The organism is Martinezella tropici, from assembly GCF_008370325.1.
In the GTDB taxonomy this organism is placed as follows: domain Bacteria; phylum Pseudomonadota; class Alphaproteobacteria; order Rhizobiales; family Rhizobiaceae; genus Rhizobium; species Rhizobium tropici_B.
This window is the reverse complement of the sequence record NZ_VNIP01000003.1, coordinates 456,842-468,566: the sequence shown is the minus strand read 5'-3', so window position 1 is coordinate 468,566 and position 11,725 is coordinate 456,842. Positions and strand designations below refer to the sequence as shown.

The 11,725-nt window shown below is 57.9% G+C and carries 13 protein-coding genes; 10 read left to right on the top strand and 3 right to left on the bottom strand.

Going from position 1 to position 11,725, the window contains the following annotated elements:
* The first annotated feature begins 2 nt into the window (after positions 1-2).
* The 3 genes from FP026_RS05015 to FP026_RS05005 are packed head-to-tail and all read left to right on the top strand — an operon-like array spanning position 3 to position 2,791.
* A complete protein-coding gene (locus FP026_RS05015) occupies positions 3-1,139 on the top strand; it encodes an ABC transporter permease (protein WP_149633513.1) in 1,137 nt (378 codons plus the stop codon).
* 4 nt (positions 1,140-1,143) lie between these two features.
* A complete protein-coding gene (locus tag FP026_RS05010; RefSeq protein ID WP_149633512.1) occupies positions 1,144-1,878 on the top strand; it encodes an ABC transporter ATP-binding protein in 735 nt (244 codons plus the stop codon).
* Complete coding sequence (locus FP026_RS05005) at positions 1,865-2,791, top strand: efflux RND transporter periplasmic adaptor subunit (RefSeq protein ID WP_149633511.1); 927 nt, start codon at positions 1,865-1,867, stop codon at positions 2,789-2,791. The genes FP026_RS05010 and FP026_RS05005 overlap by 14 nt, the downstream gene beginning before the upstream one ends.
* A gap of 346 nt (positions 2,792-3,137) precedes the next feature.
* Here FP026_RS05005 and FP026_RS05000 read toward each other — a convergent pair whose 3' ends face one another.
* Positions 3,138-3,710, bottom strand: a complete 573-nt coding sequence (locus FP026_RS05000; protein WP_149633510.1) for a cytochrome b — start codon at positions 3,708-3,710, stop codon at positions 3,138-3,140.
* A 396-nt stretch (positions 3,711-4,106) separates the two neighbouring features.
* Here FP026_RS05000 and FP026_RS04995 point away from each other — a divergent pair, with 396 nt between their 5' ends.
* Positions 4,107-5,168: an ATP-binding protein gene (locus FP026_RS04995; protein ID WP_246665241.1), complete on the top strand. Its 1,062-nt coding sequence runs from the start codon at positions 4,107-4,109 to the stop codon at positions 5,166-5,168.
* On the opposite strand, the gene FP026_RS04990 is transcribed toward FP026_RS04995, so the two are convergent.
* Positions 5,108-5,455, bottom strand: a complete 348-nt coding sequence (locus FP026_RS04990; protein WP_149633509.1) for a hypothetical protein — start codon at positions 5,453-5,455, stop codon at positions 5,108-5,110. The genes FP026_RS04995 and FP026_RS04990 overlap by 61 nt on opposite strands.
* 320 nt (positions 5,456-5,775) lie before the next feature.
* On the opposite strand from FP026_RS04990, the gene FP026_RS04985 reads away from it, so the two are divergent.
* The 4 genes from FP026_RS04985 to FP026_RS04970 all read left to right on the top strand — a co-directional run bounded on the left by FP026_RS04985 (position 5,776) and on the right by FP026_RS04970 (position 8,800).
* Positions 5,776-6,366 (top strand): TetR/AcrR family transcriptional regulator, encoded by a 591-nt coding sequence (locus FP026_RS04985; protein WP_149633508.1) that lies wholly within the window; start codon positions 5,776-5,778, stop codon positions 6,364-6,366.
* A 75-nt stretch (positions 6,367-6,441) separates the two neighbouring features.
* The gene (locus FP026_RS04980) at positions 6,442-7,065 is read left to right on the top strand and encodes a hypothetical protein (RefSeq protein WP_149633507.1); all 624 of its coding nucleotides are present in this window, start codon (positions 6,442-6,444) and stop codon (positions 7,063-7,065) included.
* Between the two features lie 107 nt (positions 7,066-7,172).
* Positions 7,173-8,027: a cytochrome b/b6 domain-containing protein gene (locus FP026_RS04975; RefSeq protein ID WP_149633506.1), complete on the top strand. Its 855-nt coding sequence runs from the start codon at positions 7,173-7,175 to the stop codon at positions 8,025-8,027.
* Complete coding sequence (locus FP026_RS04970) at positions 8,024-8,800, top strand: molybdopterin-binding protein (protein WP_149633505.1); 777 nt, start codon at positions 8,024-8,026, stop codon at positions 8,798-8,800. Before FP026_RS04975 ends, FP026_RS04970 begins: the two co-directional genes overlap by 4 nt.
* Before the next feature lie 53 nt (positions 8,801-8,853).
* On the opposite strand, the gene FP026_RS04965 is transcribed toward FP026_RS04970, so the two are convergent.
* Positions 8,854-9,471: a TetR/AcrR family transcriptional regulator gene (locus FP026_RS04965; protein ID WP_149633504.1), complete on the bottom strand. Its 618-nt coding sequence runs from the start codon at positions 9,469-9,471 to the stop codon at positions 8,854-8,856.
* 105 nt (positions 9,472-9,576) lie between these two features.
* Here FP026_RS04965 and FP026_RS04960 point away from each other — a divergent pair, with 105 nt between their 5' ends.
* Together FP026_RS04960 and FP026_RS04955 are read left to right on the top strand one after the other, a co-directional pair.
* On the top strand, positions 9,577-10,653 hold the full coding sequence (locus FP026_RS04960) for an efflux RND transporter periplasmic adaptor subunit (RefSeq protein ID WP_149633503.1): 1,077 nt from the start codon (positions 9,577-9,579) through the stop codon (positions 10,651-10,653).
* On the top strand, positions 10,650-11,720 hold the full coding sequence (locus FP026_RS04955) for an efflux RND transporter periplasmic adaptor subunit (protein ID WP_149633502.1): 1,071 nt from the start codon (positions 10,650-10,652) through the stop codon (positions 11,718-11,720). Before FP026_RS04960 ends, FP026_RS04955 begins: the two co-directional genes overlap by 4 nt.
* The last annotated feature ends 5 nt before the right edge of the window (positions 11,721-11,725 follow it).

Here is an 11,725-nt window from a genome sequence, read left to right as displayed (position 1 = left end):
TCATGGCCGTACCGATCGCGCGAAAAACCCTCCTCTATGAATGGCGTCGTTTTCTGCCGGCTGTTGCGGCCGTTGCGTTTTCCGGGTTGCTCATGACGGCTCAGGGCGCACTTCTGTTGGGGATTGTGAGCGCAAATTCGCTTTACGTGTCCCAGTCAGACGCCAATTATTGGGTCGGCTTTCCGGGTACTCAAAGTGTCGAACTCGGGCGCACGGTCAAGGCTGGCGTATTGATGAGCCTGTACTCGGAGCCCCTTGTCTCTCATATCGAGCCGCTGCTGCTTGGATCGGGCGATTGGCGCGCGACCGGGGGCAATGGCGGCGTCAGTGTCACGGTCGTGGGTGTCGATACGCAAGCCGATAGTGTCGGACTGGCCCGGGTCGTTCCAGCGGATCTACGCAATCAGCTCCGCGAGCCTGGCGCCGTGGTTGTCGATGCTTCGGACAGCGACAAACTTTCCACCAAGCCCGGCGATCGAGCGGAGGTGAATGGCCACACTGTGCGCGTCGTTGGCCTCATTGACGGGCTTCGCGGTCTGGGCGGGGTGAATGTCGTCAGTTCGCTCGATACCGCGCGCATGCTTGACCAGACGCTGCCTGATGATGGCGCAGCAACTTACTTCCTCTTTAATGTGAAGGCCGGCAGCGATCCATCGACGGTAGTCACGCGCCTCAATCGAAGAGCATCCGTCGAACGTTTCGAGATCTGGCCTTCGGGACAGCTGGCAAGCATGTCGACCAACTATATGCTGTTCGATTCCGGTGCCGGCATCGCCTTTATCTTTGCGACGCTTATTGCCGCCACTATCGGAGCACTCATAACCAGCCAAACCCTGATGGCTGCCGTAGCAGGCGCTCTCCCGCAATATGCCACGCTTCGAGCGCTTGGCGTACCGTTTGGCGGCCTGAGAACCATTGTCGCCGAGCAGGCGGCTTGGGTCGGTATTTCCGGCTTGATCATAAGCGGTGGCTTGAGCCTTCTCATAGCCCTTATTGCGCAGCTCTATAAGGTTCCCTTCGTGCTTGATGGCATCGTTGTCCTTCTTGCTTCGCTCGTTGTGCTCGTCGTGGCAATTCTCGCTTGTCTTTTAGCAATTCATCGGCTGCGCCAGGCCGATCCCGCTTCGTTGTTGAGATGATCTCATGCGGTCCGCTATCTCGGCCTTCAATCTCCATAAATCGTTCACCGTCCAGAACGTGCGCTCGAACGCGCTCATTGATATTTCCGTCGAGATCTATCGCGGTGAGTTCACGGTGCTGAGCGGCCCTTCCGGCTGCGGCAAGAGCACGCTTTTGGCAACACTCGGCGGCATGACCAAGCCGGACAGCGGACGTCTGCGCGCCGGTGAGATCGATCTCTCGTCGTCGACAGATGCACAGCGGGATGCCTTTCGCTTAAAAAACTGCGGGTTTATCTTTCAAGGCTTCAATTTGTTTCCTGCTCTGACGGCTCTCGAACAGGTTCAGGTGCCGTTAGATTATCTGAACATCCCTGAAGCCGAAGCTCGTGCGAAAGCGCTCGAAGCGCTGGAGCGCGTCGGCCTACTGCATCGCCAGCATTTGCGGCCCTCGCATCTGTCGGGCGGGGAAAAACAGCGTGTCGCCATCGCAAGAGCAATCGTCAAGGAGCCGGCCATCCTGTTCGCCGACGAGCCGACAAGCGCGCTGGACACCAGCAATGGGCAGCGGATCGTCGAGATCCTGCGAGACACAGCAAGACTGTTGGGAACGGCTGTTCTGTGCGTTTCACATGATACGCGCCTGTTTTCGAAAGCTGATCGCCTCCTCAGGATGGAAGACGGGCGCCTGCTGCATGATGAACGGCCTGCCTCTGGGCGAAACATTGATAAACGAGAGTACTGGCATGGATCAAATTAAGCGTTCCCGCCGTCTTTGGGTGACCGGCTTGTTGGGATCGTCCCTGACATTGGGCCTTTTATGGATGGCCGTCGGTGTCCCGCATGCGGATGAAAGCCCGAACACGATCGAGCGAGGGATGCCGGCAATCGCGGCTGCCGCGCGTGGGACTGTCGATGTGGAAGGAGGGCTCTATCGAATAACTGCCGTCCGCGATGGCGTCGTTGCCGAGGTTCGGGCGATGGAAGGGGCCTATGTACGCAAAGGGGATGTGCTCGCCGCTCTGGACAGCCGACAGGAAGAAGCCGCTGCCCGCATCGCCGAACAGGAGGTTTCCCAGGCGGATGATCACCATAAACTCCTCGAAATCAAGGAGAAGAACCTTTCAAAGACCTATGAAAGAATGCGCCGCGCCGCCGTCGGCATGGCCGTGTCGGATCAGGCGCTCGCAGATGCGCGCGACGCTTATGAGACGCAGGTGATCGAAGCCAATTCCGCCGCGACGGCTCTGACCATCGCGCGTGAGCGTCTCGAAATAGCCAAACGTGAGGTAAGTCTGCGCTCGATCGAGGCGCCGGCCGACGGCATCGTCGTGCGCCAGGCGGTGAAGGCCGGCGAGGCCGTTTCCGCACAGGCGATGAGCGAGATGTTTGTCTTGCTGCCAGATGGTCCGAAGATTGTGCGAGCAGACGTTCCGGAGGAATATCTCGATCTTGTCGGCCCCGGCATGACCGTGGAGATCGTTCCCGAAGGACGCACGTCACAAATCGTTCCGGGGCGCATCAGTCGAGTGTCCAAGGTGCTGTCGCGTGCGAAATCGACGGAGAATTCCGGGGAGCGAAGCGATATGAGAGCGGCAAACTGCATTATCACCGTCGCCCGCGATGCACACTTGGCCATCGGGCAACGCGTCCTCGTTCGCGTTCTAAGATGAGACAGCCGAGCTGAAACATAGACGACAAGCATGGCCAAAGAGGCCGGCCATGCTGGCTTATCCAAGGGGCGGTCTGGGATGGCTGTATTCCGCATACCGGAGGTTCGACAGAACGCCGAGAGTACCTTCAAAAGCTTCTCGGACACGTCGCATTTCGCTATCCGTCAAATCTTCTTGAACTTGGCTGAAAGCGCGAGATGGCTGCGATGGTCGGCGATGATGAACCAATCGCCTCTTTCCTGCTTAGAGCATTTCCGCTTTTCTTCGAAACGCGAAAACGCTCTATCTTCTTGTTTTTGCGTAATTCCAAGCGGAAAACCGCTATACGCTTTTCCTGGAATCGTTCCTAAAGCATCCGTGGAAGTACGTCCGTGCTCCCATTCTTGTCCTCCAGCCTATGCTTTAATGCTCCCGCGAGATGCAGAATGATGCAGGCCAATAGAGTATAGGCGCTGTATCTACGGAGAGCCTGAAATACCGCAAATGCCGCGTCGTTTTTGGGCAGGAGCTCCGGAATTTGCGAAATGACGAAGAACGGCACGCCATCGCTCTGCGTGAAGCTGCTCGACATGGAATAACCGAGCAATGGCGTGATCAATGTCAGCGCGATGATAAGTCGGTGGATGAGGTGCGAGAGCCACTTTTCCCAAGGTGCGAGGTTCGAAGGCGGATGGGGGATGACGGTCCTGTATCGCCAACGCAAGGTGAGATGTACCAATGCTAGTAGCCAAACCAGAACGCCGAACTGCTTGTGATTGGGATACAAAAAGCCAGAGGTCGCGACGTCGTCCTGTGGGAGTCTGGTCATATACCAGCCGGATGCTAGCAGCCCCAAGATCAGAGCTGCACGCAGCCAGTGAAGAATTCGCATTGATAACGGATATTTTATAACGCCGCTTTTGTGCGGGTGTTCAGTCATGCCAGGTCCTTTCCAGAGCGGGGAATCCCTCTTGGTTTATGAGGGTTTGCGATGTAACGAGGAGAATGGAAAACACGATGGCACACAGCATCGCGACCATTAAAATTCCGGGCAAAAAACGAACCATATCGACAACTCAGCTTCATTCTCAGCTAAGGCGATAATTGTGGACGTTGCGCTATCGATTCGTGGAGATCTCGTGGAACGGTGCGACCCGCTCGGCAAAGAAATGCTGCCGATCACAGAGACAAAAGGTCGGCTGAAGTGATAAATGAACGGCTTTGACATCCGGCATCGCGATACCTTGCTGTCCTTTGATTGTGCTCAGGATTACCTACGGCAGTTGGCAACGTCCGACTGTTTCGTCGCAGGTTTCCGACAAACTGAGTGATTGTAATGATTAAGAGACTGAACGGCCACATCGTTAAGGCGATGCTCATCGTGGCGCTGATCGCCTTCATCGTCACCTATCTAGGCATCACCATCTACTATGTTTGGGTCGAGCAATGGCTTTATCCCGATATTGATGAAACTAAATGGCAGATCAGTGACTTCGTCCTGATAGGCATAATTCTCGCGATTGGCCTCATGGTGGCCTCCATTGCCGGCTGGCGTCTTACAAAGACTATAGTTGAGCCCCTGGAGGCCGTTGCCTCTGCCGCGCGCGCGATCGCGGAGGGCGATTTCACAACGAGAGCACCAAAAGTCCGATCCGCTTTCCATGAGGCTCACGCTTTGGTCGAGGACTTCAATTCGATGGCGGAGCGCTTGAGCAAAGCGGAAGCCGAGCTCAAATATTCCAACTCGTCCATTGCCCACGAGCTGCGCACTCCGCTGACCATTCTTCGCGGCCGACTGCAAGGTTTACTTGACGGCACATTCGAGCCGAGCTCGGATCTTTACGTTCGGCTGATCGCGCACGTAGACGATTTGTCCACGATCGTCGATGAACTGCGCACGCTGGCACTGAGTAGCGCCGGAAAATTGGATCTCGAACTCGATACGGTTGATCTGCCAAGCGAGGTGAGGGGCATACTCGAATCCATCGCGGAGGAACTGAGACGCGCCGGAATAACATTGGAGCGGTATTTCGCGCCGGCAGTCTCGTCGGCTGATCGGACCAAGATCCGGCAGGCCGTGTTGGCATTGCTGGAGAATTGCCGCCGATATGCACCAGGCAGCAAGGTCGAATTGCACACTGGGCAGACGTCGGATTACGCTTTCATACGGATCGCGGATAATGGGCCAGGGTTGAAGGACACGGGCCGTGAACGCGCCTTCGAACGATTTTGGCGCGCTGATGAATCCCGGACACGCGCTCTAGGTGGTTCAGGATTGGGTCTTTCCGTTGTGCGCGGAATAGCTATAGCACATGGCGGCGAGGCGCTTATCGTCGATCAGCAGGGGCCCGGATTGGCGATCGAAATTCGTTTGCCATTGAAGCAGGTCCAGACATAGAGCGTTCCATATGATTGGCAGCGCTGATCATCGTGGCCGCGATCCGAATGCTGCGATTGGTGAATGACATCCGGTAAGATCAAGCCCTCGCGGTTGGGAGATGCAATCCGGAATTGATCCCGCACTCGCAGGTTACCAGCACGAGCATTTTCGCGCGTGCCTCCAGGATCGTGCCCGCCGTTGCGCTCCAGGAAAGTACCGCCCGAACTTGGCGTTCGGTTTGTTGTTGATCGTCCGAGCAGGAGGTCATGCTGCGCAAGCAGCAGGGCGACGATGAGAAATTTCACAACACGCTCCTCATGGAATGCCGCCCAGCTCGATATTCCTCATATAATCGAATAGGGGCGGGTGAGTTCCAACGCGGTGAGGCGACCAGCGCCCGACCGATCACTGCCCAGGTGCGCTGCCGCCGGTTGTTAGATGCGCGCTCAACGACCGAGACTTTGCACGCAGGGGAGACGCAGAAGCTCATTGGAAGCCGCAGCACACGCCGCTTGCGGGTGGATCGGCTATGTCGCGTCGAGCCGCACCACTGCGCTCAAACGAAAAAATAAGAATCCCGACTTTCGCACTTGACGATCTTCCTACTAGAAGGTAGATAAATGGCATGAGCAATCTCTTAACGACATCCGACGAAATTCTGGCGTCCGCGCGGACGCTGATCATGGGCGGAGGATATAACGGCTTCAGCTACGCCGATATCGCTGACGTGGTTGGGATCCGCAAGGCCAGTATCCATCACCACTTTCCGAGCAAGGCCGACCTGGTCCGCACGCTTGTCATTCGATATCGCGAGGACGCAGAGCTAGGAGTAGCGGCTCTGCAGAGCAATGTGCAGAATCCTCTCGAGCTTCTCAAAACCTATGCCGGCCACTGGTCGAAGTGCATTGAGGATGCAAGCAGACCTTTCTGCGTTTGCGCCCTGCTTGCGAGTGAACTGCCGGCACTGCCGGCGGAGGTCGCGGCTGAGGTGAAGGCCTTCTTCCGCTTTATCTCGACATGGCTCACCTCCGTCATGGAACGCGGCGCCAACGACGGGACCTTGAAGCTCTCGAGCGAACCCAGCGTTGAGGCAGAGATATTCATGGCTTCCGTCCATGGAGCCATGCTTTCGGCGCGAGCTTATGGAGCGCCTGAAGTGTTCGCCACTATTCTGGCGCCGACCTTGCAGCGGCTGTCTTCGACCGTCGCTCGATAAACGCTTGGGGCGGAACGAAGCCGCCCCAGGAAAAACCGCGTCTCAAAAAACTACCAACTAGTAGGAAGATATAGCATGATCAAGAATATTCTCTCCGCGCTTCTGCTGTCCGGCATCTCCTCGGCGATGGTTCTGGCCTCGCCGGCCCATGCCGACGACATGAAGGCCGAACAGCTCCATGTCCGGGGTAGCATCGTCGACTACAGTGGATCCAACCTCAAGGTGAAAACGCGCGAAGGAGAGACTATCGACGTCGCGCTTGCTGACGGCTGGAAAGTCTCGAGCGTCGCAAACGCAAAGGTAACCGACATCAAGCCCGGCGACTTCGTCGGCATCGCGTCCCTGCCGAAAGAAGGCGGTGGCGATGGCGCTCTTGAAGTGCTCATCTTCCCACCGGCCCTGAAGGGAGCAGGCGAGGGCAGCTATGGTTGGGACCTTAAACCCAATAGCAGCATGACCAATGCTACCGTGGCGGATGCCGTGAAAGGCGTCGACGGCCGGACGGTCACCGTCTCCTATCACGGCAAGGAAAAGAAGATCTCTATCCCGGACGGCACCCCCGTCGTGACCTTTGCTCCAGCGACCAAGGATGATCTCGTTCCCGGCGCGACTGTCTTCATCCCGGCCGAGAAGGCTGCGACCGGCACGATCGCCCATCAGATCCTCGTTGGAAAGAACGGCGTGGTTCCGCCTATGTGACCACGTCGTCGCCGGTCGGCTGTGGGCCGCCCCTTCGGTTCGACCGGCGACTCCCATAAATGCTGTCTGGGCCGAGGCCTTCGATTTGAAGGACGGAGGATGCCGTTATGAACGAGAATACCATTGATGAGGATGTTCGATATCCCCGGACGATCTTCATCCGCCGCCATACCCTCATTACGCGGTTCACCCATTGGCTGAACGCGCTGTGCGTGAGTTTCCTCCTGTTGAGCGGGCTGCAGATCTTCAATGCCCATCCCGAATTGTACTGGGGCCATTACGGTGCTGACGGCGATCCTGCAGTCTTGACGATCGGTTCCGAGGGACAGAAAGACGAAACGCGCGGTTTCGTGCGTATCGCAGGCATGCAATTTGCGACGACCGGCGTTCTCGGTGTTTCGAACGTCGACGGTGAGCGCACGCCGCGAGCTTTCCCGAGTTGGGCCACAATACCGTCGTTTCAGGATCTTGCAGCAGGACGCCGCTGGCACTTCTTCTTTGCCTGGCTATTTGTTTTCAACGGTTTCCTCTACCTGGGCTTCAGCCTCCTGAGCGGCCATTTCCGGCAAGACCTCGCGCCGACGGTGAGAGAGCTTTCGCTGCGCCATCTGTGGCACGAAGTTCTCGACCACGCCCGTCTTCGCTTCCCGAAAGGCGAAGAGGCCAAGCGTTATAATGCCCTTCAGAAGCTGACATATCTCGCCGTGATCATTGTCCTGCTGCCCCTCATGGTCCTGACCGGCCTGACCATGTCGCCCGGCATCGATGCCGCTTTTCCTGCGCTGGTTGATGTCTTTGGCGGTCGCCAATCGGCTCGAACCATCCATTTCGTCACCGCATCGCTTCTGGCGCTGTTCGTTGTCGTTCACATTGCGATGGTCGTGCTGTCGGGGACCTGGAACAACATGCGCTCGATGATCACCGGCCGCTACGCAATCCGCGAAGAAGGTCCGAATTCATGAGCCAACTCTTTACCCGCCGCCGCTTCCTGATTGGCAGTACACTCGGTGCTGGTACGCTCGCTCTTTCCGGCTGCGATCTATTGGACCAAAACACCGACGTCGCCACGGTTCTTCGTTCAGCCGAACAGCTGACGATGAAAGCTCAAAGGCTGCTTCAGGGGCGTGATGCCTTGGCACGCGAATTCGCCGAGCCCGATATTTCCCCGTCCTTCCGAGTGAATGGCACAAGCGCTCCCGACAGCGACGAATACGCTGAACTGGCCGAGAGAAAATTCGCAAACTGGAAATTGAAGATAGACGGTCTGGTGGAGCGGCCGCGGGAGTTTTCACTCGCGGATCTCAAGACGCTTCCGGCGCGCAGCCAGATCACCCGTCATGACTGCGTCGAGGGTTGGAGCGCCATCGGCAAATGGACAGGCGTTCCCCTTAAAAGCCTTCTGAGCTTGACCGGGCTTAAGCCCACGGCGCGCTACGCGGTCTTCCATTGTGCCGACGAGCTCGAGAAGACGCTGGACGGGAGCGGTCGCTACTATGAGAGCATCGATCTGATCGATGCGTTCCATCCGCAGACCATTCTTGCCTACGCGATGAACGGTCGAGATCTCAGTGTCGGCCATGGCGCTCCGCTGCGTCTAAGGGTCGAGCGGCAGCTCGGTTACAAGCAGGCGAAATACATCATGCGCATCGAGCTCGTCGACAGCTTTGCAGGCCTATGGGGCGGGAACGGCGGCTACTGGGAAGATCGAGGATACGAGTGGTACGCAGGTATCTGATTTCCACGGCAGCTCCTGAATTTGCCAGCCTTTTCTTCGGCAAGAGCGATGGATCAGGTCAGCAGGCCGTGCGTAACAAGATCAATGTGCGCTTTTAGATAGGCGGCTTTGTCCAGAGTCCGGCGCTCGTCAAAAAGGAGCTTGAAGAATAGAAAGGCGATGGCGGGCGCCACGACTGCATCGGAGAAGGCCGCCGGTGCAGGCCGGAACTCTCCAAGTTTTACTCCTTCGTCGATAAGCGACTGCATCTGACGCTCGAGAGGATCGATAAATGTGTCATGGTGCCGATCGACGATCTGCGGGAATCGCGAACCTTCGGCGATGACGAACCTCATCAGTTCCCGTAATTTGCGCTCCTTGATTATGAAATCGTAGATCAGCTCGATATTTCCCTGAAGCCGCTCCGTGGCGGTCCCTTTCAGTTCGTTTGCGCTTGCCAGCAGATTTTCGAGAGGCTCGGAAATGTGCCTGATCATCGCTTCGAAAAGCTGTTCCTTGGTCTCGAAGTAGACATAGACGGTTCCCTTCGTAACGCCGACCCTGCTGGCAATATCTTCGACGCGTGTAGCGACATAGCCGCGCTCGACGAATTCCTCAAACGCGGCATCCAGGATCTGTACGGGGCGGCGGGCCTTTTGCTCCGCGCGCGTCAGCTTTTTTAGATCGGTCATGGTCCACCTTGAGCGTTATTGACGGTTCGACGTCAAGATAAATTCTATTGACTAATGGGTCAGTCAATAATATTCGTCTCGCCAACGGATGCAAGAGGTCAAATCATGAAAACTATCCTTGTCATCGCATGGCTGGGTGCGAGCGCGGTCGCGCTGTCCTCATGCGAAAAGCAGGCCGAGAGTGAGACGAAGCCGAAGAAAGTGGAAGCTGTCGTGGCCAAGGTCGTGCCGGTCGTCGAAAGCAATGCCATTACCGGCGAGGTGAGTGCCCGCGTCGAAAGCGACCTCTCCTTCCGGGTCAGCGGACGTATCGTCGAGCGCCTGGTTGACGTCGGGACGTCGGTGAAAGCCGGGCAGGTGCTTGCGCGCATGGACGCCGAAGAACAAAAGGCGGATCTCGACGTTGCCACTGCGAACCTGCAATCGGCGATCGCGCAGCAGACACAGGCCCAATTGGCGTTCGACCGTCAGCAAAATCTCTTCAGGACGCAGGTGACGACGCGCGCCGCACTCGATCAAGCCCAGGAAACGCTGCTAACTGCCCAGGGAAGCGTGAAGTCGGCGCAAGCTCAACTCGACACGGCACAGGACGCGCTCACCTATACGGAGCTGCGCGCCGATGCCGACGGCGTCATCACCGCCAGGAACGCCGAAGTGGGCCAGGTCGCGCAAGCCGCGCAGCTGGTCTTTACGCTTGCACATGACGGCCCCCGCGACGCTGTCTTCAACGTCTTCGAATCCCTCTATCTCGGGCGAAACCTTGAAAACAAGGTTGCCGTCAGTCCCCTTTCGGCGCCGTCTCATAGGATGGAGGCTTCCGTGCGCGAAATCTCGCCCACGATCGATGCTTCAACCGGGACGATCAGGGTCAAGGTGGGGCTCGAAGCGGCTCCAGACATGCAGCTTGGCGCTCCGGTGGTCGGCTTGTTCCGGTCCACCGCGCGGGACGCAATCGAATTGCCATGGTCGGCAATGGCCTCAAAGAGCGGCAAGCCGGCCGTCTGGATTATCGATCCCACTTCATCGAGCGTGTCGCTGCGCCAGATCGATGTCTCAAGCTATGAGACAGGCCGCTTCGCAGTGCGGACGGGCGTGTCTCCGGGCGAGATCGTCGTCGTCGACGGCACGAAATTCCTGCGATCCGGCCAAGCCGTCACATACGACAAGGAAGCTGCAAAATGAATATCCGTATCACAGCCGGCCTTGCGATCCTCGGCTCACTGCTGCTGACGTCCTGCCAGAAACAGGAGGAAGTCCATTACGAGCCGGCGCGTCCCGTGCTTTCCGTTGTCGTCAAGTCAACCGCGGCTTCCGCGCTGACCCTGCCGGGGACGGTCGAGGCCAAGATCGAGACCCAGCTCGCATTTCGGGTCCTGGGACGGGTCATAGCGCGCAAGGTCAGCGTCGGCGATATCGTCAAGAAGGGCGATGTCGTTGCCGCCATCGATCCGCTGTCGCTGGAGCTTGCGGTTAAGAGCTCGCAATCCGAGCTTTCGAATGCCCAGGCGCAGTTGGCGAATGCCGCATCCACTGAAGAGCGCCAGCGCTCGCTGCTTGAGAGCAGATCGGGAAGTGAAGCGGCCTATGAAGAGGCGGAACTTGGGCGCAAAAGCGCCAGTGCTTCGGTTGCCAAAGCACAGGCCAATTTGGACAAGGCCGAAGAGCAGTTGGGCTACACGCAGCTCAAGGCTGAATTCGACGGCGTCGTGACGGCAACGTCCGCCGAGGTGGGCCAGGTCGTGTCTGCGGGCCAAAGCATTGCCACTGTCGCCCGGCCCGACCAGCGCGACGTCATCATCGATATACCCGTTGCCAGCTTCGACGGTCTCAAGGTGGGGTCGCCGTTTGAGGTCGCTCTCCAGCTGGATCCAACCATCCGCGCGAGCGGCGTCGTCAGGGAGATCGCCCCAGAAGCCGAGGCGACGACCCGCACGCGGCGCACGAAAATCACGCTCATCGATCCGCCGCCGGCGTTTCGTCTCGGCTCCGTCGTCACCGCAACCGCGACTGTCGTTGCAGATCCGATGATCCTGCTGCCCTCTTCATCCATCTTGATGAAGGACGGAAAGCCGAATGTCTGGGTGGTCGATACCACGGCCCGCAAGGTCTTCATTCGCGCGATCAAGATTGATGGAGATCTTCTCGAGGGCGGTTCCGTGAAGATCGCAGAAGGCATCAGCGCTGGCGAACGCATCGTCGTTGCCGGAGTTCACAAGCTTGCCGACGGCCAGGCCGTCAGGCTGGATTAAGGAAA

Coding starts and splice junctions, on each gene's coding strand:
- FP026_RS05015 (WP_149633513.1), top strand. CDS start 3: ATGGCCGTACCGATCGCGCGAAAAACCCTCCTCTATGAATGGCGTCGT.
- FP026_RS05010 (WP_149633512.1), top strand. CDS start 1,144: ATGCGGTCCGCTATCTCGGCCTTCAATCTCCATAAATCGTTCACCGTC.
- FP026_RS05005 (WP_149633511.1), top strand. CDS start 1,865: ATGGATCAAATTAAGCGTTCCCGCCGTCTTTGGGTGACCGGCTTGTTG.
- FP026_RS05000 (WP_149633510.1), bottom strand. CDS start 3,710: ATGACTGAACACCCGCACAAAAGCGGCGTTATAAAATATCCGTTATCA.
- FP026_RS04995 (WP_246665241.1), top strand. CDS start 4,107: ATGATTAAGAGACTGAACGGCCACATCGTTAAGGCGATGCTCATCGTG.
- FP026_RS04985 (WP_149633508.1), top strand. CDS start 5,776: ATGAGCAATCTCTTAACGACATCCGACGAAATTCTGGCGTCCGCGCGG.
- FP026_RS04980 (WP_149633507.1), top strand. CDS start 6,442: ATGATCAAGAATATTCTCTCCGCGCTTCTGCTGTCCGGCATCTCCTCG.
- FP026_RS04975 (WP_149633506.1), top strand. CDS start 7,173: ATGAACGAGAATACCATTGATGAGGATGTTCGATATCCCCGGACGATC.
- FP026_RS04970 (WP_149633505.1), top strand. CDS start 8,024: ATGAGCCAACTCTTTACCCGCCGCCGCTTCCTGATTGGCAGTACACTC.
- FP026_RS04965 (WP_149633504.1), bottom strand. CDS start 9,471: ATGACCGATCTAAAAAAGCTGACGCGCGCGGAGCAAAAGGCCCGCCGC.
- FP026_RS04960 (WP_149633503.1), top strand. CDS start 9,577: ATGAAAACTATCCTTGTCATCGCATGGCTGGGTGCGAGCGCGGTCGCG.
- FP026_RS04955 (WP_149633502.1), top strand. CDS start 10,650: ATGAATATCCGTATCACAGCCGGCCTTGCGATCCTCGGCTCACTGCTG.